The sequence below is a fragment of the Pseudomonas sp. genome (genome assembly GCF_030698175.1).
Classification (GTDB): Bacteria; Pseudomonadota; Gammaproteobacteria; order Pseudomonadales; family Pseudomonadaceae; genus Aquipseudomonas.
Genome location: NZ_JAUYNT010000005.1, coordinates 151,239 through 172,764 on the forward strand (window position 1 = coordinate 151,239; position 21,526 = coordinate 172,764).

17 protein-coding genes are annotated in these 21,526 nt (G+C 59.9%); 7 read left to right on the forward strand and 10 right to left on the reverse strand.

What is annotated here, in order from left to right; all coding sequences use genetic code 11:
- Window positions 1-1,176: a Bcr/CflA family multidrug efflux MFS transporter gene (locus Q8R10_RS02635; protein ID WP_305650744.1), complete on the forward strand. Its 1,176-nt coding sequence runs from the start codon at window positions 1-3 to the stop codon at window positions 1,174-1,176.
- Here the strand turns inward: Q8R10_RS02635 and Q8R10_RS02640 are convergent.
- From Q8R10_RS02640 to Q8R10_RS02660, 5 genes are all read right to left on the reverse strand, one after another.
- The gene (locus Q8R10_RS02640; protein ID WP_305650746.1) at window positions 1,173-1,352 is read right to left on the reverse strand and encodes a hypothetical protein; all 180 of its coding nucleotides are present in this window, start codon (window positions 1,350-1,352) and stop codon (window positions 1,173-1,175) included. The two genes, Q8R10_RS02635 and Q8R10_RS02640, sit on opposite strands and share 4 nt — an antisense overlap.
- Before the next feature lie 65 nt (window positions 1,353-1,417).
- On the reverse strand, window positions 1,418-5,305 hold the full coding sequence (locus Q8R10_RS02645) for a PAS domain S-box protein (protein WP_305650748.1): 3,888 nt from the start codon (window positions 5,303-5,305) through the stop codon (window positions 1,418-1,420).
- A 196-nt stretch (window positions 5,306-5,501) separates the two neighbouring features.
- The gene (locus tag Q8R10_RS02650) at window positions 5,502-6,449 is read right to left on the reverse strand and encodes an adenosine deaminase (RefSeq protein WP_305650750.1); all 948 of its coding nucleotides are present in this window, start codon (window positions 6,447-6,449) and stop codon (window positions 5,502-5,504) included.
- Window positions 6,450-7,146: 697 nt separating this feature from the next.
- The gene (locus Q8R10_RS02655; protein WP_305650751.1) at window positions 7,147-7,809 is read right to left on the reverse strand and encodes a TetR/AcrR family transcriptional regulator; all 663 of its coding nucleotides are present in this window, start codon (window positions 7,807-7,809) and stop codon (window positions 7,147-7,149) included.
- Window positions 7,810-7,970: 161 nt separating this feature from the next.
- Window positions 7,971-8,894 carry a LysR family transcriptional regulator gene (locus tag Q8R10_RS02660; protein ID WP_305650752.1) on the reverse strand — a complete coding sequence of 308 codons (924 nt, stop codon included), beginning with the start codon at window positions 8,892-8,894 and terminating at the stop codon, window positions 7,971-7,973.
- Between the two features lie 177 nt (window positions 8,895-9,071).
- Between Q8R10_RS02660 and Q8R10_RS02665 the strand changes: the two genes are divergently transcribed.
- From Q8R10_RS02665 to Q8R10_RS02675, 3 genes are all read left to right on the forward strand, one after another.
- Window positions 9,072-10,418 (forward strand): aspartate aminotransferase family protein, encoded by a 1,347-nt coding sequence (locus tag Q8R10_RS02665; RefSeq protein WP_305650754.1) that lies wholly within the window; start codon window positions 9,072-9,074, stop codon window positions 10,416-10,418.
- A 118-nt stretch (window positions 10,419-10,536) separates the two neighbouring features.
- The gene (locus tag Q8R10_RS02670) at window positions 10,537-12,030 is read left to right on the forward strand and encodes a CoA-acylating methylmalonate-semialdehyde dehydrogenase (RefSeq protein ID WP_305650756.1); all 1,494 of its coding nucleotides are present in this window, start codon (window positions 10,537-10,539) and stop codon (window positions 12,028-12,030) included.
- Window positions 12,031-12,310: 280 nt separating this feature from the next.
- Complete coding sequence (locus Q8R10_RS02675; protein WP_305650758.1) at window positions 12,311-13,087, forward strand: gamma-glutamyl-gamma-aminobutyrate hydrolase family protein; 777 nt, start codon at window positions 12,311-12,313, stop codon at window positions 13,085-13,087.
- 173 nt (window positions 13,088-13,260) lie between these two features.
- Here Q8R10_RS02675 and Q8R10_RS02680 read toward each other — a convergent pair whose 3' ends face one another.
- Complete coding sequence (locus Q8R10_RS02680; RefSeq protein WP_305650760.1) at window positions 13,261-13,800, reverse strand: transposase; 540 nt, start codon at window positions 13,798-13,800, stop codon at window positions 13,261-13,263.
- A gap of 290 nt (window positions 13,801-14,090) precedes the next feature.
- Between Q8R10_RS02680 and Q8R10_RS02685 the strand changes: the two genes are divergently transcribed.
- Window positions 14,091-14,717: a c-type cytochrome gene (locus tag Q8R10_RS02685; RefSeq protein ID WP_305650762.1), complete on the forward strand. Its 627-nt coding sequence runs from the start codon at window positions 14,091-14,093 to the stop codon at window positions 14,715-14,717.
- Between the two features lie 54 nt (window positions 14,718-14,771).
- Here the strand turns inward: Q8R10_RS02685 and Q8R10_RS02690 are convergent, their stop codons facing one another.
- A complete protein-coding gene (locus Q8R10_RS02690) occupies window positions 14,772-15,809 on the reverse strand; it encodes a hypothetical protein (protein ID WP_305650764.1) in 1,038 nt (345 codons plus the stop codon).
- Between the two features lie 109 nt (window positions 15,810-15,918).
- Window positions 15,919-16,263: a zinc ribbon domain-containing protein YjdM gene (locus Q8R10_RS02695; RefSeq protein ID WP_305650766.1), complete on the reverse strand. Its 345-nt coding sequence runs from the start codon at window positions 16,261-16,263 to the stop codon at window positions 15,919-15,921.
- Between the two features lie 352 nt (window positions 16,264-16,615).
- On the opposite strand from Q8R10_RS02695, the gene Q8R10_RS02700 reads away from it, so the two are divergent.
- The gene (locus Q8R10_RS02700) at window positions 16,616-18,214 is read left to right on the forward strand and encodes an NAD(P)/FAD-dependent oxidoreductase (protein ID WP_305650768.1); all 1,599 of its coding nucleotides are present in this window, start codon (window positions 16,616-16,618) and stop codon (window positions 18,212-18,214) included.
- Window positions 18,215-18,326: 112 nt separating this feature from the next.
- On the opposite strand, the gene Q8R10_RS02705 is transcribed toward Q8R10_RS02700, so the two are convergent.
- Window positions 18,327-18,914 (reverse strand): DUF1415 domain-containing protein, encoded by a 588-nt coding sequence (locus Q8R10_RS02705; protein WP_305650770.1) that lies wholly within the window; start codon window positions 18,912-18,914, stop codon window positions 18,327-18,329.
- 63 nt (window positions 18,915-18,977) lie between these two features.
- Window positions 18,978-19,358, reverse strand: coding sequence for a hypothetical protein (locus Q8R10_RS02710; protein WP_305650772.1), 381 nt, complete (start codon window positions 19,356-19,358; stop codon window positions 18,978-18,980).
- A 454-nt stretch (window positions 19,359-19,812) separates the two neighbouring features.
- Here Q8R10_RS02710 and Q8R10_RS02715 point away from each other — a divergent pair, with 454 nt between their 5' ends.
- Window positions 19,813-21,267 (forward strand): sodium:solute symporter family protein, encoded by a 1,455-nt coding sequence (locus tag Q8R10_RS02715; RefSeq protein WP_305650773.1) that lies wholly within the window; start codon window positions 19,813-19,815, stop codon window positions 21,265-21,267.
- Window positions 21,268-21,526: the final 259 nt, after the last annotated feature.

A 21,526-nucleotide genomic window follows, 5' to 3' on the forward strand; every position in this document is an offset into this window, starting at 1 on the left:
ATGAATTTACGAATTTTATTGCTGCTGGGTGCGCTTTGCGCTTTTGGGCCTTTGGCCATCGACTTTTATCTACCGAGTTTTCCGGCGCTGGCGCAGGCGTTCGCCACCGATGTTGAACGGGTGCAACTGACCCTGGCGGTGTATTTCATTGGTTTGGCCGGCGGGCAGCTGATTTATGGGCCGCTGGCGGATCGCTTCGGTCGGCGCCGGCCGCTGATTTTTGGCGTGCTGTTGTTCAGCGTGGCCTCGGCGGTGTGTGCCTTGGCCACCAGCTTGGAGTGGCTGATCGCCGCGCGTTTTTTGCAGGCGCTCGGCGGCTGCGCCGGGATGGTCATTTCGCGGGCGGTGGTGCGCGATCTGTGTGATCCGCTGGCCTCGGCCAAAGTCTTTTCCCAGTTAATGCTGGTGATGGGCTTGGCGCCGATCTTGGCGCCCTTGGCCGGCGGAGTGCTGTTGACGCACTTTGGTTGGCAGTCGATTTTCATCAGTCTGACGCTGTTCAGCGGTCTCTGTGCTTTGGCGGTGGCCTGGTGGTTGCCCGAGACCTTGACTCGGCACTCAACGCCGGCGTCGCTGCGGGCGGCGCCCAGGCAGTATTTACGCTTGCTGGCCGACCCGCAGTTCGTCGGCCATGCCCTGACCGGCGGGTTGGTGATGGCGGGGATGTTCGCCTATATCGCCGGCTCGCCTTTTGTCTTTATCGAACTCTACAAGGTGCCGGCGCAGAGCTATGGCTGGTTGTTTGGCAGTAATGCGGCCGGCTTTATTTTGTTTGCGCAGATTAACTCTCGGCTGCTGCGCCGCCATGGCCCGGCTTACTGGCTGCGCCGCAGCGTTTGGGTGTATTTGGCCGGCGCCTTGGTTTTGTTGGCGATCAGCCTGGCGCAACCCACGCAGTTGTGGCCGCTGCTGTTGCCCCTGTTTGTGGTGGTGGCCAGCTTGGGCTGCATACTGCCGAATGCCTCGGCCTGCGCCATGGCCGGGCAAGCCGCCCATGCCGGCAGTGCCTCGGCGTTGCTGGGGTTTATCCAGTTTGGCTTGGCGGCAGGCGCCTCGGCGTTAGTCGGTGCGCTGCATAATGGCACCGCGCAACCGCTGGCGTTGGTCGTTAGCCTGTGCGCCGCGCTGGCGGTCATTTGTGCGCTGGTTACCGCTCGTTCGCCGCGGGTGGTTTAGCCTGCGGCGCGTTGTTCTACACGGGGTAAAAAATGCGGGGCATGCAAGCGCGCTTCAAGGGTGGCGACGAAGTTGCGCGCCTCACCTTCAGTGCGAAAGCTCACGGCGTGTTGGTCCATGCGCACTTGCCAGCAGGTGCCTTTGGCCATGGTTAGTGGGCGAATGAGAATATTCATAAAGGCCACCTCGTAAATAAGAGAGTGCAGTGTAGGCCCGCATGCTTGCACTTCCATGATCTGGATCAAGCGACCGACTGACGGTGGTTAATAAGCCAGTCGTGCAAATTTTCCAGGCTGAGGGGGCGGCTAAACAAATAGCCCTGGGATTGCTCGCAACCCAATCGGCGCAAGGCCGCCAGCTGGCCGCTGGTTTCCACGCCTTCGGCGATGATGGTCAGATTGAGGCTGCGGGCGAGGGTAATGATGGTGGCGACTATCTCGAGGTTGCCGTGATCCTCGGGTACCCCGTGCATAAAGCTTTGGTCGATTTTCAGCTTATCCAGCGGGAAGCGCCGTAGATAGGCCAGTGACGAATAGCCGGTGCCGAAGTCATCCACCGCCAAACGTAAGCCCAGGCTTTTCAGCGCGCGCAAACTGGCCTGGGTTTGCGCCACATCGTCCATTAGCGCGCCTTCGGTAATCTCCAGCTCCAGGCAACTGGCGGGCAGACCGCTGTCATTCAGGGCGTCGCGCACCTGCTTGAGCAGGTCGGGCTGGCGAAACTGCCGAGGCGACAGATTGACCGCCACGGTGTCCAGCGCCAGTCCTTGATTGCGCAGTGCTTGCGCCTGACGACAGGCTTCGCGCAGCACCCAGGTGCCAATTGGCACAATCAGCCCGGTGTCTTCGGCGAGCGGGATAAAGTCCGCCGGCGAAATCATCCCCTCTGGGCTGTTCCAGCGCACCAAGACCTCGACGCCCAGCGGTGCCCCGCTGTGGGTATCGACCAGCGGTTGGTAGTGCAGGATAAACTCACCGCGCTTGATCGCCTGGCGCAGCTTGCTCTCCATGGTCAGCCGACTGTGGGCGCGGGCGGTCAGTTCTTGGGTGTAAAAGCGGTAGGTGTTGCGTCCTTCGGCCTTGGCTTGATAAAGCGCAGCGTCGGCATTGCGGATCAGCTCGTCAGCGCTCTGGCCGTCGTCGGGGTAATAGCTGATGCCAATGCTGGCGCCCAGGTAGGCGTCGCGCTCATGGTCCAGCGGCAGCGGGCGCTCAAACAGTTGAATCAAGGCTTGGGCAATTTGTGCGGCCTCTTCGGGGCGGGCTAAATTCTCCAGCACCACCAGAAACTCATCACCGCCCAAGCGTGCCAGGGTGTCCTCATTGCGCAGGCGTTGCTGCAGGCGCCGGGCCACGGTGATCAGCAGCTCATCACCGATCGCATGACCGAGGCCATCATTGATGGTTTTGAAGTGATCAAGGTCGATAAACAGCACCGCCACCCGTTCGCCATGCCGTTGGGCGCGCTCCAGGGCGTGACTGAGGCGCTCATGGGCAAACAGGCGATTGGGCAGGTCGGTGAGTGGATCGTAGTGGGCCAGGTGGGCGAGCCGCTCTTGGCTGTCTTTGAACATGCTCAGGTCGGTGAAGGCCAATACATAGCGTGGCTGCGCCGGGTCACAGTCGCGCACCCGACTGGCGTTCAGCCACAGCGGGCAGAGCGAGCCGTCGGCGCGGCGCGCGGTGAGTTCGCCCTGCCAATCATCTTGGGCTTTCAGGCTGCGCCAGATGGTGCGATAGCGACTGCGCTCGGCCGGGGTGCTGAGTAGTAAGGGTAGGCGGTTGCCCGCCGAGGCCTCGGCGGGTTGCCCGGTGATGGCGCTATAGGCCGGGTTACTGGCCAGAATACGCCGCTGTCCATCGACGATCAGCACCGCCTCGCGGGTGCTCTCAAACACCGTGGCGGCTTGGCGCAGCGCCTGCTCCTGTTGTTTGCGTTGACCGATATCTTCAATCAGCGAGATAAAATAGTGCGGCTCGCCGTTGGCATGGCGAATCAAGGTGACGCAGAGATTGGCCCAAAGCAGGCTGTGGTCGGCGCGTAAGTAACGCTTCTCCATGTGATAGCTGCGAATCTGGCCGGCCAACAATTGCTGCATTTGGCTGAGGTCGGTGGGCAAGTCTTCGGGGTCGGTCAGCTCCTGGACGTGCAGCCCAGTCAAGCGCTCCTCGCTGTAACCGAGTAGCTCACAGAGCTGGCGGTTGACCCGCAGCAGTTCGCCGCTGGGTGATACGTGGGCGATGCCGAGGGCGGCATGTTCGAAGGTGGCGCGAAAGCGCAGCTCAACTTCTTGGCGCGCCGCCTCACGCTGCTGTTGCTGCAGGGCGAGTCCGGCGAGGCGGGTGAACTCAGTTACCAGGGCGATGTCGTCGTCACTGGGTAGACAGCACTCACGATAATAAATACCAAAGGTGCCCAGCACCTGACCGCTGTCATTTTTGAACGGCAATGACCAGCACGCCTGCAGGTCGGCGGCGCGGGTGAGCGCGCGGTAATTTTGCCAGTTGGGGTGGCTTTGCAGGTCTTCGGCGATCACCAGTTCACCGCTGGCGGCCGCGGCGCCGCAGGAGCCAACGTCCCATTGCGCGCTGATGCCGTCGACGGCGGTGCAATAGTCGCTGGGCAGGCTTGGGGCGGCAACCAGCTGCAGTTTGCCGGCATTAAGCAGCATGATCGACACGCGCATCTGCGGGTTCAACGCCTCCAGACGCTCGGCGATGCTGCTCAGGGTGTTGTTGAGTGGGGCGTGCATAAGCAGTTGATCGAGCACCAGGTTGCGTGCCAGTTGCAGCTCTTGGGCCTGATGCTGGGCATGGATGTCGCTCAGGCTGCCTTGCAAGCCGCGGCCGCCATTCGGGCTCAATTGCAGCTCGACCCAATGCAGGCGGCCATCGGCGCGGTGCAAGCGGCATTCACCGCTCCAGCCGCTCAGCTGGCCGCTGAGTATTTGCGCGCCGTGGTGGCTGACGTTGACGGCATCTTCGGGGTGCAAAAAACTTGGCAGGGCTTGGCCGAGGCTGCTGCGTTCGGCGTGCCCGGTGATAATCGCCCAGGCCGGATTAAGGAAACTTAACTGCAGTTGCGGGTCGCAGAGGAAAATCGCCTCGTCGAGCTGATTGAGCAGCTGCCGGTAGCGCGCCTCGCTGTTGTGCAGGGCTTGGTGGGCGGCTTTTTGCGCGCCCAGGTCGATATCGACACAGTACAACTCGACCTGTTCATGGCTATTGCGCAGCAGTAAGTGGCTGGAGTAGACCCACACCAGTTCGCCGTTTTTACGCTGCAATTGCAGTTCGGCGGCCGGAATCGGCGCGCCACCGGTCAGCATCTTTTGCACATCGCTGGCCACTTGTGGACGTAGCGGCGGCGGAATAATCAGATTTTCCAGCTGCTGGCCGAGCGCTTCAGTGCGTGAGTAGCCATACAGGTCGCAGCTGGCCTGGTTCCAGTAAATCACCCGGCGTTGGTGGTTGTAGCCCTGCACGGCAATCCGAGGGGTGTGTTCGAACAATTGCCGAAAGCGTTGTTCGCTCTCGCGCAGCGCCTGTTCGTCCCGATGTTGCTGGCTGATGTCCTGCAGACTGCCATAGGGCGCGCCATCTTCATCGACTTCGCCACGTAGCAGCAGCCAGCGGAAATGCTCATCAGCAGTCGGTAGCAGGCGCAGGTCGATCAGCAGGGGCGCATGGCCGTTGAGGAAACGTTGCCAGGCCTGCTCGACGGCTTGGCGGTCGGCTGGGTGCAGCCACTCCAGCAGTGCGGCAAAGCTGTTGGCCTGGCACTCTGGCGGCTGGCCGAGCAGAGCTAAGGCGGGCGCCGACCAGATAAATTTGCCTGGATATTGCCAGTTGCCCAGCTTGGCATTGCGCTGCGCGAGCTCTAGTTGGCGGTTGCTGGTGCTTAATGCGTCGAACAAGCGCCGCTTGGCGTGTTGTTCGCGCAGGCTGAGCACGCCGATCAGTAATGCGCTGAGCAGCACGAAGGCCAGGCCTTTGTAAGTTTGCAGCAGCTGGGTGGCGGCGCTGCCTGGGCCGAGCGAGCCGAGCACGCGGTCGCTGAGCAGAATCCATGTGGAACTAAACAAGATGTAGATGCCGGCTAAGCGCAGCGGCTGGTGCAGATCGGGTTGCATCCTTACCCCCTGGACACAAAAGGCAGGCGGCGGCTGGGCTGCAGCGGCCTACTCAATGGCGACCTGCTGCAGTTTAGTTCCTAGGAGAAAAACGGCGGCAATTCAGTAGAAACATCTGGCTCTGTTGCGGCGCTTATTGCGTGACTATGGGCATAAGGCGCAGCGCCTGAGTCGGGGGCGCTGCGTGTTCTTGGCTTTAGGCCAGCCGTGCATCCAGGCTGTTTTGCGCGAGCTTTTGCGCTTGCTCGCGGCTCATGCCGAGGCCGTCGTAGAGCGCCATAAAGTTCTCGGTGACGTAGCCGCCAAAGTAGGCCGGATCGTCGGAGTTGACCGTGACCTTGACGCCCATTTTCAGCAGTTTGAGGATGTTGTGCTGGCCCATGTGCTCGAACACCTTGAGCTTGGTGTTGGATAGCGGGCAGACGGTCAGCGGGATCTGCTCATCGATCAGCCGTTGAATCAAGCGAGGGTCTTCGGCGGCGCGCACGCCATGGTCGATGCGGCTGACCTTGAGCAGATCCAGTGCCTGCCAGATGTACTCCGGCGGGCCTTCTTCACCGGCATGGGCGACGGCCAGCAAGCCTTCGCTGCGGGCCTTGGCGAATACCCGCTCGAATTTGCTCGGTGGGTGGCCCAGCTCCGAGCTATCGAGGCCGACGGCAATAAAGGCATCGCGAAACGGCATGGCCTGTTCGAGGGTCTTGAAGGCTTCTTCTTCACTGAGGTGACGCAGAAAACTCAAAATCAGACCGCTGCTGATGCCGAGTTGTTGCTGACCGTCTTTGAGTGCCTGCTGGATGCCGGTCAGCACCACTTCGAAGGGAATGCCCCGGTCGGTGTGGGTTTGCGGGTCGAAGAAGGGTTCGACGTGAATCACGTTCTGCGCTTGGCACTTTTGCAGATAGGCCCAGGTCAGGTCGTAGAAGTCCTGCTCGCTGCGCAGCACATCAGCGCCCTGGTAATAGAGGTCGAGGAACTCCTGCAGGTTATTGAAGGCATAAGCCTTGCGCAGGGTTTCCACATCCGCCCAGGGCAGGGCGATCTGGTTGCGCGCGGCCAGGGCAAACAACAGCTCGGGTTCGAGGGAGCCTTCCAGGTGCAGGTGCAATTCGGCTTTGGGCAGGGCATTGAGCCAGTCGTACATGGCGGCCTCTCATCGGCGGGCGGAAAACGCCGAGTTTAACTCCCTGGTCAACAATCTGGCAGCTGCAGTTGTTGGTGAATAAATGATCAGTTCGAGCCGGGCCAAGGCTGGGCTGGCTTTGGCTGAGTAGTGCAGGGCTTATCCACAGCCTTGTCCACCGTCGCCGTGGACAACTAGGGTGGCGGGATAAAGCCTCGATAGAGGCGCTGAAAACGCCGGTATAAAACTGAAAAATTCAATAAATACAGCTTGTTATCTGCAGATTAGGTTTTTTCTTAGGAGCTTGTGCAAAAACTGAACAATAGTCTACAGGCCGCGTCTGGGCAGGGCTGGAGGTGGCTGTCCAAGGTTTATCCACAGCACTGTGCACAGAAGTTGTGGGTTAAGTTTTGGCTATGTACCCGTTACGTGTTGATACCCGCCAAGTTGTTAATTACCTGAGGCTGGGCATTCGTAGGTTGGGTTAGCGGCAGGTGGCGCGCCCTAAGCAGCGCTACGGTTTAAGCCGCCGCGTAACCCAACATCGGGCCTATGTCGCGCTAATTTCGCAAAGAGTCTGAAACCGCTCGGTGGGTTACGCAGCGCACTGACTGTGAGCAAAGGTTTGAGTCTGCGTGGCGCCGCTAACCCACCCTACGAACTGCATTTCCCACATCCATGTGGGTCACCGCTGGCTCTTGCGGATGGCTGCGCGCTGTTAGCCCTTGACCGGCGGCGTCAGGCCGCAACCCTTGAGGATGATTTGCGTCAGGTTGGCGGTGGCCTTGGCGAAGTCTTCTTTGGTCTGGCGCGAACGCCCGCTGACCCGGCAGATCGAGCTGGAGAAGTCGGCGTAATGCTGGGTGCTGCCCCACAGCAGGAAGATCAGGTGCACCGGGTCGATGGGGTCCATCTTGCCCTGGTCGATCCAGGCCTGAAACACCGCCGCCCGGCCGCGAAACCATTCCTGATAGTTCTGGTTGAAGTGCTCGGCCATGCATTCGCCACCGCTGATCACCTCCATGGCGAAGATCTTCGAGGCTTGCGGTTGGCGGCGGGAGAACTCCATCTTGGCGCTGATATAGGCCGCCAGAGCGCTGGCCGGATCATCTTCGGCGCGCAGGTTGCTGAAGGCGCTGTCCCAGAGCTCGAGAATATTGCGCATCACCTCGACATAGAGCCCCTGCTTGCTGCTGAAGTAATAGTGCAGGTTGGCTTTGGGCAGGCCGACCCGCTGGGCGATGCTGTTCATGCTGGTGCCTTTGAAACCGTGGCAGGCGAACTCCTCGGCGGCGGCGGCGAGTATCGCTTCTTGGTTTTTTAGGCGGATGCGGCCGGTGGTTTTTTCAGTTGTAGCGAGGGTGTTGTTGTCGATGCTCATCAGTCTTTCCGTGGCGGTTTTGAGGCGTGCGCATTGATACCGCAGCCGCCTAGACGGGGCAAGCCGGCAGCCGAAAAAACCTGACCGTTGGCAGGCTATAAGTAAAAATAGTCAGGTTTTTTGCTGCTGTGCGCCATGTTGGCGCACTTATGGGCGCGGCTTTAGTTGCTGCTGCTGGCCAAGGCTTCGAGAAAGCTTTCCAGTACCAGGTGCGGGCGCCGACCTTTGCGGGTGACGGCCGCCAGGCTGACCTCATAGAAACACTCGCTGGGTTTGAGGACTCGCAGCCGACCCTGTTGCAGCCATTGCTGGGCGTAATGGTCGGGCAGGTAACCGATATAGCGGCCGGTCAAAATCAAAAAGGCCATGCCTTCGCGGTCCGAGGCGCTGGCGGTGCAATTGAGGGCTTGGTAGCAGGCTTGCGCCTCGGGCGGCAGGCGAAAGGTCGGGGCTATGGCGTCTTGCAGATGCAGGCGGGCATCTGCCAGCTCGCGGTCGTCAACGTAGAACAACGGGTGGCCGACCGCGCAATAGAGTTGCGAGCGCTCGCTGTACAGCGGTTGGTATTCCAGCCCGGCTAGGGCGCTGGTTTGCGGCACCACGCCAACGTGTAGGCTGCCATCCAGCACGCCTTGCTCGACTTCGCTGGGCGGGGTCATGCGGATCTGGATGCGCACGTCCGGGCCGCGCTCTTTCAGTCGTGCCAAGGCATGGGTGATGCGCATGTGCGGCAGGGTGACCAGGTTATCGGTCAGGCCGATATTCAGCTCGCCGCGCAAATGCTGGTGCAGGCCGTTGACCTCGGTGCGAAAACTTTCCAGCGCGGTGAGCAGTTGCCGGGACGATTGATAAACCTCGCGACCTTCTTCGGTCAGGGCAAAGCCGGCGCGGCCGCGCTGGCACAGGCGCAGCCCGAGGCGTTGCTCGAGATCGCTCATTTGCTGGCTGATGGCCGAGCGGCCAATGCCCAGCGCGCTTTCGGCGGCGGAGAAACCACCGCACTCGACCACGCTGCGAAAGATGCGTAACAGGCGGATATCAAAGTCGCTGACTTGGGCCAGCGGGGCGGGGCGACGAGTACTCATTGTTTAGTGCTTGGTTATCTAATGATCGTAAGAGTTGAATTTTACTGACTTTATGCCTGTGGCACCTTTATCTGCAACAGCTGTAGGAGCGAATTTATTCGCGATCCCCGGATAACGGCTCGCGAATAAATTCGCTCCTACACATAAGAACACTGCTCTTCGCCATGAGATCGCCCAATGAATATGCCGCAGAACACCCCTTCGCCAATGGCCAGCCAGCTCAAGTTGGACGCACATTGGGCGCCGTTTTCCGCCAACCGCAACTTCAAGCGCGACCCACGGATCATAGTGGCGGCGGACGGCAACTACTTCACCGACGACAAGGGCCGGCGCATCTTCGACAGCCTGTCGGGTCTGTGGACCTGTGGTGCCGGGCACTCGCGCAAAGAGATTCAAGAGGCGGTGGCCAAACAACTGGGCACCCTCGATTACGCGCCGAGCTTTCAGTACGGTCATCCGCTGTCCTATCAGCTGGCCGAGAAAATCATCGAGCTGACCCCGGCCGGCCTCGACCACGTGTTCTACACCGGCTCGGGTTCCGAGTGCGCCGACACCTCGGTGAAAATGGCCAAGGCTTACTGGCGTTTGAAGGGGCAGCCGAGCAAGACCAAATTTATCGGCCGCGCCCGTGGCTATCACGGCGTGAACATCGCCGGTACCAGCCTCGGCGGCATCGGTGGCAACCGTAAAATGTTCGGCCAAATGATGGACGCCGACCACCTGCCGCACACCCTGCAAACGCATTTGCCTTACACCAAAGGCATGGCGGCCACCGGTGGCGTGGAGCTGGCCAACGAACTGCTGAAACTGATCGAACTGCACGACGCCTCCAACATCGCGGCGGTGATAGTCGAGCCAATGTCCGGTTCCGCCGGTGTGATAGTGCCGCCAGTTGGTTACCTGCAGCGGCTGCGCGAGATCTGCACCCAGCACAACATCCTGCTGATCTTCGACGAAGTGATCACCGCCTTCGGCCGCATGGGGACATGGACCGGCGCCGAATACTTTGGCGTGACTCCAGACATCATGAACACCGCCAAGCAGATCACCAACGGCGCCATCCCGCTGGGTGCGGTGATTGCATCGAGTGAGATCTATCAGACCTTTATGAATCAGGCGATCCCCGAGCACATGGTCGAATTCGGCCACGGCTACACCTACTCCGGTCACCCGGTGTCCTGCGCTGCCGGCTTGGCGACGCTGGAGCTGCTCAAACGCGACAACCTGATCGAGCAATCGGCCAATCTGGCGCCAGTGCTGGAAGAGGCGATTCATGGCCTCAAAGGCAGCAAGCATATTGTCGATATCCGTAACTGCGGTTTGACCGGAGCTATCCAGATCGCCCCCCGTGACGGCGATGCGGTGATCCGCCCATTCGAGGCCGGGATCAAGTTGTGGAACGCCGGTTTCTACGTACGCTTCGGTGGCGACACCCTGCAGTTCGGGCCAACCTTCAACACCAAGCCCGAAGAGCTGGACAGCCTGTTTAACGCCGTCGGCGACGTGCTGAATAATCTGGATTGATCGCCCGTAGGGTGGATGACGCTTTATCCATCCACCGGCTTGAGCCAATACCGCAATGGTGGATGAAAACAGCGTCATCCACCCTACACCTACAGAATTTTATTTGCGAGACATAGCCATGACCCCCATCAAGCACCTGATCAACGGCGAGTTTGTTAACGACAACGGCCGTACCGCCGACGTGTACAACCCGTCCACCGGCCAGGTTATTCATCAAGTCGCACTGGCCAGCCGCGCCACCGTGCAGCAGGCCATCGACGCCGCCCAAGCCGCCTATCCGGCCTGGCGCAAGACCCCGCCGGCCAAGCGCGCGCAGGTGATGTTTCGCTTCAAGCAATTGCTGGAAGCCAACGAAGCGCGGATCGCTCAGCTGATCAGCGAAGAGCACGGCAAGACCCTCGAAGACGCCGCCGGTGAGTTGAAGCGCGGCATCGAAAACGTCGAATTCGCCTGCGCCGCCCCGGAAATTCTCAAGGGTGAATACAGCCGTAACGTCGGCCCGAACATCGACGCCTGGAGCGACTTTCAGCCGCTCGGCGTAGTCGCCGGCATCACCCCGTTCAACTTCCCGGCCATGGTGCCACTGTGGATGTACCCGCTGGCCATCGTCTGCGGCAACTGCTTTATCTTGAAGCCGTCCGAGCGTGACCCAAGCTCCACCCTGTTGATCGCCGAACTGCTGCTGGAAGCCGGCTTGCCAAAAGGCGTGATGAACGTGGTGCACGGCGATAAAGAAGCCGTGGATGCCTTGATCGAAGCGCCGCAAATCAAAGCCCTGAGCTTTGTCGGCTCCACCCCTATCGCCGAGTACATCTACAGCGAAGGCAGCAAACGCGGCAAGCGCGTACAGGCCCTCGGTGGCGCCAAGAACCACGCGGTGCTGATGCCCGATGCCGACCTGGACAACGCGGTCAGCGCCTTGATGGGCGCGGCTTACGGTTCGTGCGGTGAGCGCTGCATGGCCATCTCGGTGGCGGTCTGCGTGGGTGATCAAGTCGCCGATGCGCTGGTGGCCAAACTGGCGCCACAAATTCAGGCACTGAAAATCGGTGCTGGCACCTCTTGTGGCCTGGACATGGGCCCGTTGGTGACTGCCGCGGCCCGTGACAAGGTCAGCGGTTATGTCGACGACGGCGTGCAAGCCGGCGCCAAGCTGGTGGTCGATGGCCGTGGCTTGGTAGTACCGGGCAATGAAGAGGGCTTCTTCCTCGGTGGTTGTCTGTTCGACTTCGTGACCCCGGAGATGCGCATCTACAACGAAGAGATCTTCGGCCCAGTGCTGTGCATCGTCCGCGTTAATAGCCTCGAAGAGGCCATGCAGCTGATCAACGATCATGAGTACGGCAACGGCACCTGCATCTTCACCCGTGACGGCGAAGCGGCGCGCTTGTTCTGCGACGAGATCGAAGTCGGCATGGTTGGCGTCAACGTACCGCTGCCGGTGCCGGTGGCTTACCACAGCTTTGGCGGCTGGAAGCGCTCGTTGTTCGGCGACTTGCACGCCTACGGCCCGGACGGTGTGCGCTTCTACACCAAGCGCAAAGCCATTACCCAGCGCTGGCCACAACGGGCCAGTCACGAAGCGTCCCAATTTGCCTTCCCTAGCCTGTAAGCGGCTAGGTTGAGTCAAACAAAAAGGCCCGTCTTGAGACGGGTCTTTTTGCCTGGAATTTCAGTGCAGCACCGTAGGATGGGTTGAGCGCAGCGATACCCATCAGCAGTAGCTTTACGCAGTAAACCAGCCGCGCGGGCGCGGCGTTGGTGCAGTGACTCGGTTCGCCGGTTGCGGCACCCCTTTGGTCAACGGGCTTGTGGCGCAAAACCGCGAGTTGTCGAGGCCGCTGACCCAAGGGCAGCCCACTTCAACCCACTATGAAGAGGACACCCTTGCAATGAGCAAACCCCTGATTGGCCTTCCCCTGTGCCGCTGGCAGCTGACCGACCGTGATATTGGCTGGTTTCATCTGGTCGGCGAAAAGTACATCAGCTCGGTCACCGGCTATGGCGCCTTCCCGCTGATGATCCCGGCGTTTGCCGATGAGCTGGACATGGACACCGTACTGAACAGCGTCTCGGGCATTATGTTCGGCGGCTCGCTGTCCAACGTGCACCCAAGCTTCTACGGCGACGAGCATCCGGGCCTGGGTCTGGCCGACAAACCGCGTGACGCCACCGTGCTGCGGCTGATGCACGCCTGCCTGGAGCGCGGCATTCCCTTTATCGGCATCTGCCGTGGCGTACAGGAAATGAACGTGCTGTTTGGCGGCACCCTGCACCGCGAAGTACACGCGGTAGCAGGTCGCCTCGATCACCGCGAAGTGAAAGAGGTGCCGGACGACGTCGCCTACGGCCCGATCCACAACGTCACCCTCACCGCAGGCGGCCTGTTGCAGCAGGTGATCGGCGCCCAGCAAATGGCGGTCAACTCGCTGCACGGTCAGGGTATCGACCGCCTCGGCGAAGGTTTGCAAATCGAGGCGGTGGCCGAAGATGGGCAGATCGAAGCCGTCAGCGTAATCGGCGCCAAAGCCTTCGCGCTCGGTGTGCAATGGCACCCGGAATACCGCTACTGGGAAAACCCGCAGTACAACGCATTGCTGCAGGCCTTTCATGATGCGGCCAAGGAGTATCAGGCCAGCAAGGTGGAGAAGGGCGGGGTGGTGGCCTGATTAAAACGCTGCGCTAGCTGTTGATTGAAACAATAAGGCCTGTCGAATGACGGGCCTTTTGCTTGATTGGGTATTGATGGGTATCGCTGCGCTCCACCCATCCTACGGATTGCTGTCATGCAGGTAGGATGTGGTTGAGCGCAGCGATACCCATCAACGGCTGAATACCAATCTCAATCCGATCCACGCTCCCCCGTTCCTATCTCCGCATCTTCACCGCCCGCCCAATCCCCCGCCAATAACCCCGCCCGCACATAGTGGTGAAACGACGACCACGGCCAATCGGCCACGCGCTGTACATGGCCATGCTTGCGTGGGTTGTGGTGGATGTAGTCAATATGCCGGTTGAAATCCGCTTGGTCGCGAATGCGGTGTTCCCAATAACGACGTTGCCAGATAGCGCGTTCGCCCTTGCTCAGACGGCTGGCGCCAATGCGCTCATTGCGGGGCAGGGCGCGGGAAAATCCGGTCTTGATCAAACGCCAGCGCAGGGCGTAATTGGCATCACCGGGAGGCAGGGTGCAGAGGGCGTGCAAATGGTCGGGCAGGATGACAATGGCGTCGATGCGCCACGGGTGTTCGCGCATCACTTTAGTAAAGCTGGCCCGCAGTACATCGATCTGCTCGGTCAATAACGCCTGGCGGCGGTCGGCCAGGTTGAGGGTGAAAAACCAGCAGGCGCCTGGGATGTGGTCGCGGCGGTAGGCGGTCATGGCTACAGTCCTTTGCAGAGCGGGGTTGGTTGAGTGTAGTGGTTGCAGATTGGTGGGGTGCCGGTGATGGGTATCGCTGCGCTCAACCCATCCTACGGGGTGGCGGAGTGCAGGCATTTGTAGGATGCGGTTGAGCGCAGCGATACCCATCACCACGCAGCGTTTGTCACCTCGCGTCATCCACAACCTACGATTTAGTTGATCTGCGCCGGGGTGGGGGCGGGGGCATGTCCTTATAGTCGCCGCTCTAATTCCCGCCCGCTTCAGATATCAGGAAAAGGACTGCCGTCATGCGTTTGTTTGTCTTCGTGTTGTTCAGTCTTCTCGCCGCCCAGGCCTTGGCCAATGAGGAGGCGATGCAGCATTTCAATCAGCTGAATGCCGACCCTATTTTGCGTCAGCAGGCCTATGCCGCCGGGCAGGAGCGGATTCTGTTCTGTGGCAACTGCCATGGGGTGAACGGCAACAGCAAGCGCCCGCATATTCCCAATTTGGCCCAGCAGAATCCGGTCTATCTGTTCAATGCCTTCGAGAAATTCGCCAGCGGTGAGCGTAAGGACTTTGTCATGTCAAAGCTGGCGCCAAGGCTGACGGCGGTGGATCGGGTCAATATCGCCATCTATTTCGGTCAGCAAAAGCTCTTGCCGCACACCGAGCCGGTCGATCCGGCGTTGTTGGCCCAGGGCGAGATCAAGTTCAAAACCGTCTGCACCGGCTGTCATGGTGCCAATGCCGAAGGGCGCGATAACACCCCGCGCCTGGCCGGTCAGCCTGGCGAGTATGTGCGCAAGGCGCTGACCCGTTTTCGTGACCAAGACCCCAGCCGCGCCGGTTCGGTGATGATGACCATCGCCGCCGATTTCAGCGATCAGGAGATCAGCGCTTTGGCTGCGTACCTGCAGCAGTTGCAGCCCTGAGGTTTAGACGCGGCTTGGCTTAAGCGCGCGTCGCTAACGCTTGCCGGCGACGGGTTATTCGGCGTCTGGCTCGGCGGCCAACTCCTGCCAGTCGATTACCCCTATTGAGTCATTGGCGAATACCCCGAGGGTTTTTCCATCACGGCTGCGTTGCAGTATCGAGTGGCCTGCGGAGATGGCTTCGCCGGTGTGGCGGTTGTTGGCCTTGGAGTCTCGGGTTGGGCTGAACAACCAGCTGTGCGGGTTTTGCCAGCGCACCGCGGTGCCGGCGGGGTAGTGCCAGTCGCCGAGGCTGAGTGGCGCGCCCAATTCGCCCTCCCAGCGGCGTAACTGCCTGGTCTCATTGAGTTCTATGCGCAGTTCGCGCAGGGTTAAACCGAGAAAGCTCAGCGGCGGTTCTGCCGGGTTGTCATTGCTCAGCTGCCAGCCCGATTCGTCGGCGTACACCTGGCTGTTTGCCGGCCAGACAACGCCAGCCACCAAGCTGTGAGCCGTCAGGTCGCACTTGGTGAATTGCCATTGGCTGGGTTGCAGGCGGGTTTCAATTTCACGCTTGAACTCCACCCAGCCGCCGGCACCGCAAGGCCAGCCGGCTACCTGCGCATTGTCAGTCAAACGCAAACGCGAGAAGTAGTGATGGGGCGGCAGGTCGATAGCATCCACCCGCAAAGCGAGCACCTCGATTGGCTGGCTCAGTTCGGCATAGACCAGGCTGTCCAGGCCATGCAGCTGTGGCTGCTCTTGCCAGTCGAGCGGTTCGAGGCTGTCGAGTTTGACCTGGCTGCCGGCCGGGAAGCGCAGTTCGCCGAGTTGCAGTTGTTGTTCGAGACGCGGATTCAGCGCCTGCCATTGCGCCTGGGCGACGGCCAGACTGCGCTGGTGCTGCCACTTTATCAGCGCGCCTGGCATCAGCAGTAGCAACAGCAGCAGACTGAGGCCGATATAGCTTTTGGGATGACGGCCCAGATGCTGACGCGAACGGCCAAACAGCAGCGCCAGCAGCATCAGCAACAAACCGCTGGCGGCCAGCAGGCTCAGCAAGATCAGCAGACCTAGCAGGATAAACAGGTCTGGGGAGGGGGCGGGAATCATCAGCAGCGCCGTGGCAGGGCAGCGCAGGCATTGCGCTGGACGAACCTAAGCTAATGCCAATAGCGCAATAAGTCTGCCGGGCGCTGGAGGATTTGTGCGCGGCGGCGGGTTAAACCTTACGGACGAACTCGGATTTGAGCTTCATGGCGCCGATGCCGTCGATTTTGCAGTCGATGTCGTGGTCGCCGTCGCACAGGCGGATGTTTTTCACCTTCATGCCGACTTTCACCACCAGGGAGGTGCCTTTGACCTTCAGGTCTTTGATCACGGTGATGGTGTCGCCATCTTGCAGCACGTTGCCAACTGAATCTTTGATCACGCGGGCGTCATCGCCGGCGGCTTCAGTGGCGGCGGTCGCCGACCATTCGTGGGCGCATTCCGGGCAGATCAGCATGGCGCCGTCTTCGTAGGTGAATTCGGAATTGCATTTTGGGCAGGCTGGCAGAGTGCTCACTAAGTGTCCTCGGGGGTTCAGAAACTAGAAAGCCGCAGATTGTATAAGGTTTTCACCGCTTTGCGGTTTTGCCCGGTCGCGCGGTCGGAGCGCGTCGGGCGATTGGCGACGCCGTACAGGCTATCTATTTAATCGAATGGGGCTTTCAGTATTTAGCATTTGTTGAGGTTAGGTTCGCCCTCTAGTCTCTGGCCGTTGCTAATTTTGTAAAAATTGCTGTACGCAGTATTCAAAATTATGCACGTGATAGTCGGCGGACTCTGCACGTTGCACCGCAGCTGTGCCCAGGGCGAAGTCAGCCGCAACCTAGCGTTCTATACATTCCGATAATAATTACAATGGAGTTTGATAGATGGCACGTACACCTTTACTTCGTCGTTTGATGGCTCTCAGCCGGCTGGCGGGATCGACAGAAAATTCAGACCTGGATTATTCGGCCGCCGTTGCCGCGCAGCATTCACGCCGCGACCTGCTTAAGGCTGCCGGCGTTGTCGGCGCCCTGGCGGTAGGTGCCAGCCTGCCGCGGCTGGTCAAGGCGGCTGCCGCTGGAGGCGGCGCTGCCACGGCCAATATCTGCGTGATAGGCGGTGGTTTGGCCGGGCTGGCCTGCGCCTACGAGCTGAAAAAGTTCGGCATTGATGCGGTTGTTTATGAGGCCGCGACTCGCCTGGGCGGCCGCTGTTTTAGTAACCGCACGACCTTCCCCGGCCAGATTGCCGAAAACGGTGGCGAGTTGATCGACACCTATCAGGTGGAGATCCAGCGTCTGGCCAAAGAGCTTGGTTTGGTGCTCGATGACCTGGCGGCCTATGACCAGGCGGCGGGCGGCGAGGATATTTACTGGTTTCAAGGTGTGCGCTACCCACTCGCCGACGCCTATAACGATTTCAAGGCGATTCAGGCGCAGCTCGACGCCGAGGTTAAAGCGGCGCCCTTTCCGACTCAGTGGAATAACTTTACCGCCCGTGGCCAAGCGCTCGACCGTATGAGCATTACCCAGTGGATCAATGCCTATGTGCCCGGTGGCAGCACCTCGCGCCTCGGTCGTCTGCTCGATGTGGCCTACGAGATCGAGTACGGTGCGGCCTGCAATCAGCAGAGCGCGTTGAACCTGATTTACCTGCTCGGCTACTCGAATAAACGCTCACTGGAGCTGTTTGGTGAGTCCAACGAGCGTTATCACATTCGTGGTGGCAACGATCAGCTAGTTAGCGGCATGGCGGCGCACTTGAATAGCAGCCAGATCAAGCTCGGTCATGAGCTCAAAAGCATTCGGCTCAACCCCGACAGCACTTACACCTTGGTGTTCAACTGCGCCGGTGTGAGCGTCAGTGTGCTCTGTGCGCATGTGGTGATGGCCATGCCGTTCAATATTTTGCGCGGCAGCGTGGATTACAGTGCAGCGGGTTTTGATGCGCGCAAACTCACGGCCATTCGTGACATCCCCATGGGCAACAACAGCAAATTTCAATTGCAGTTTCGCAACCGTATCTGGCGCCAACAGAACAGTAACGGCGCGGTGAACAGCGACGCCAGCTTTCAAGATACCTGGGAGGTCACCCGTGCCCAGGCGGGCCGCGAGGGCATCATCAATAACTTCACCGGCGGCGCCACTGCGGTGGCGATGAACAAGGGGTCGTTGGAGCAACAAGCCGCGCAGTTCTTGGGGCAGTTTGAACAGGTCATTCCGGGTATCACTAACGAGTGGAACGGCAAGCTGATCCTCAATTACTGGCCGGGTTACAAGTGGACCAAGGGCGCTTATGCCTACTTCGCGCCCGGTAACTACACCAGCTTTGTCGGCTACGAAGGGGTGCGACAAGGCAATTGCCACTTCTGTGGCGAGCACACCTCGGTGGAGTCGCAGGGCTATTTGAATGGCGCGGTGGAGACCGGTCAGCGTTGCGCAGCTGAGATCACGGCCGACCTGAAGGCGCGGGCGGTGGCCTAAGCGGCACCGGCTAAAAGCAAAAGGCCAGTCGCGAGACTGGCCTTTTTGTTTTGGCTTTGATGGGTATCGCTGTGCTCAACCACATCCTACTCGGTGGGGTGTGGTTGCGCGGTTATTGGCCGTTTTGCGCATCGCGCCGGCACTGGGCTTGCAACGCGGCCCAGCCCTCGGCGCCGAGGCTTTCGAGTTTTTCGATATTGGCTTCGAAAATCTCCTCGGCCTCCGGGAAGGCAGCCACGGCGCGGTCGATGCTGGCTTCGCGAATCAGGTGTAGGGTTGGGTAGGGCGAGCGGTTGGTGGCGTTGCTGAGATCATCCACTGCGGTGTCGGCGAACTGGAACTGCGGGTGAAAGCTGGCGACTTGCAAAACGCCCTCCAGGCCCAGCTCTGCGACCGCCGCGTCGGCCACTTCGAGAAAATCATTGAAGTCGAGAAAGTCATTCAGCACGCCTGGGTGAATCAGCAGCGTGGTGTCGGTTTTGGTCGGCTCGGCCTTGGCCAAATAGTCCAACTCGTCGCACAGCGCGCTGAGGAGTTCGGCGGTGTCTTTGGCCTCGCACAAGACGTAGCGGACCTGGCCTTTGACCTGCACCGCCTTGGCGAACGGGCAGAGGTTCAGGCCGATGACGGCGCGGTCCACCCAGGCGCGGGTGTGGGCGATGGCGTGGCTGGTGCTGTTGTTGCTGCTGCTGGTGCTCATGGGCGGGCTCGGCTTAACGGTGACAGGTGCCCGCACAGTGCAGGTTGGTGTTACGGCTGTGGCTTATGGCTGCCACGACTCGACTTTGCCCTTGGCTTCGAGAAAGTCGATGACCTGCTCGGCGCGGCTGAGTTTCAGCACTTTGATCATGATCATCGCGTCGAGGTAGCAGTGGATAAAGCAGCGCTTGTACAGGTCGCGGTATTCGGGGATCTGCTCGTGAATCATCACCACCGTGCCGCAGGCGTGCTGGAACATTTTTTCGGTCTGGTCTTCGTCGTCGATGCCACGAAAGTAGGCGGCAATCGCCGGGGCCATTTTGAACAGGTCTTGCTCTTCGATACCGGGGCTGTCGGCGCGGATGGCTTCGGCTTCTTCGAGCGCGTTCAGGGCTTCGCGGGCCCAGGCTTTGAGGGTGTTGGGTAGAGCCTGTCGAGCGGACATAAAAATAACCTAGTGCGAGGGTCGATAAAAAGGCGGCGATTGTAGCGCCGAACAATAGCGCCGGCACGGCTCGTTGGTCGCCGGGCCGAGGCTCACCTTGGAAGTGGGCGCTGAATACCTGTCAAAAATAAACTACTACCCATGGGCGTGAGCATTTTATTAGCCGTCTTAAATCATGTGGTTAGCGTTTGCGTGTGGTGCAAACAATGACCGTCTGTAATTTTTATCCGCTCAAAACACGGTATTTGTTTGACATATTTTACGGCTTAGGCAGACTGCGCCCCCGTAGTGTCCGGCAAGTGGCGTATGCGTTAGGGGGATTTGCCTTGTCCCTGTATCCGCCAGCCAGCCCTTCGTAACTAAAAACAACAATTTCGCCTGTTGTATTGCTCTGCCTCGCGGCCTTACTGGCGCAGGCGCAATCCGACAGGCTCGAGCTTCTGGAATCAAACACATGCTGATCTGGTTTGTTGTCGGTTATCTGCTGATTACGGTGGGTATTGGTCTTTACGCGTCGACGCGCGTACACAACTCCAAAGACTTTGCTGCCGGCGGGCGCAGCATGTCGTTCCCGATTGTGATGGCGATGGTGTTTGCCACCTGGTTTGGCTCGGAAGCCGTGTTGGGCATTCCGGCGACCTTCATTCAGGAAGGTTTCGCCGGCATCGTCGAGGACCCGTTCGGCTCCTTCGGCTGCCTGATGCTGGTGGGGATTTTCTTCGCCCGTAAACTCTATCGAATGAACCTGCTGACCCTCGGCGATTTCTTCCGCAAACGCTTCGGACCGAACGTCGAGCTGATTACCAGTCTGGTGATTATGGCCTCCTATCTGGGTTGGATCGCCGCGCAGCTGACCGCCCTTGGGGTGGTGTTCAATGTGCTGTCCGATGGCGCCATCAGCACCACCCAGGGCATGTTTATCGGCACCGCGATTGTGCTGATCTACACCCTGTTCGGCGGCATGTGGTCGGTGGCACTGACCGATACCTTCCAGATGACCATTATTGTGGTCGGCCTGGGTTATCTGACCTGGTTGATTGGTGACATGGCCGGCGGCCCGCAGAAGGTCATTAGCCAAGCGGCCAGCGAGGGTAAGTTCACCTTTATTCACAGCTTCACGGCCAAAGAGGTCGTCGCCTTTATTGGTGCGGCGGTGACCATGATGCTCGGCTCTATCCCGCAGCAGGATGTGTACGCTCGGGTGATGTCGGCCAAGACCGAAACAATTGCGGCGCGCGCCACCATTGCCGGCGGGATTTTTTACCTGGCCTTTTGCATGCTGCCGATCTTTCTCACCTACGCCGCCTCGATGATCGACCCGGCCATGGTTAGTCAGTTTCTAGAAAGTGATGCGCAGATGATCCTGCCGCAGCTGATCCTTGAGCGCACCCCGGTGTTTGCCCAGGTGTTGTTCTTCGGTGCGTTGTTGTCGGCGATTATGTCCACTGCGTCCGGCACCTTGATGGCGCCGTCCGTGACCTTTACCGAGAACGTGCTCAAACGCTTCCGGCCGAACATGAATGACCGTGAGTTCCTGTTGGCCATGCGGGTGACTATCACCGCTTGCGCCATTATTACCCTGACCTTTGCCCTGTATTCCAATGCCAGCATCTACGAGATGGTCGGCAGTGCTTACAAGGTGACCCTGGTGGCTGCGTCGGTGCCGTTGATTGCCGGTTTGTTCTGGTCGCGCGCTACCACCCAAGGCGCGCTGCTGGCGATAGGCTTTGGTTTGTTGTCATGGTTGAGTCTGGAATACAGCTACCAAGAGACGGACTTCTGGCCGCCACAGTTGGTCGGTTTACTGATGAGCACCTTAGGCATGCTGGCCGGCTCGCTCTTGCCGCAAGTGATCGGCCTCAAACGTGAGCAGGCGGTGCGCAATGCCAGCGGCGCGCAGAATGCCTGAGTGCGTGCTTGGGCGTTAAGCCAATCGCGGGCATGCTGCCTGTTTAGCTAAACCCAAGGGCCAGTCGAGAGACTGGCCCTTTTGGTTGGGGCGTTCTTTACCGCGCTGCGCGGGCAAAAAAAGCCCGGTGTTCAATCCATATCGAGAGTCGCGGTCACGACATTCTCGTGGCTGATGCGGCGGTTTGGTTGGCGCTCGACAAGGGCCTCTGCTGAGGCGCTTGGGGCGTGCAGCCATAAGGGTTTTGCCGTCAATTGAG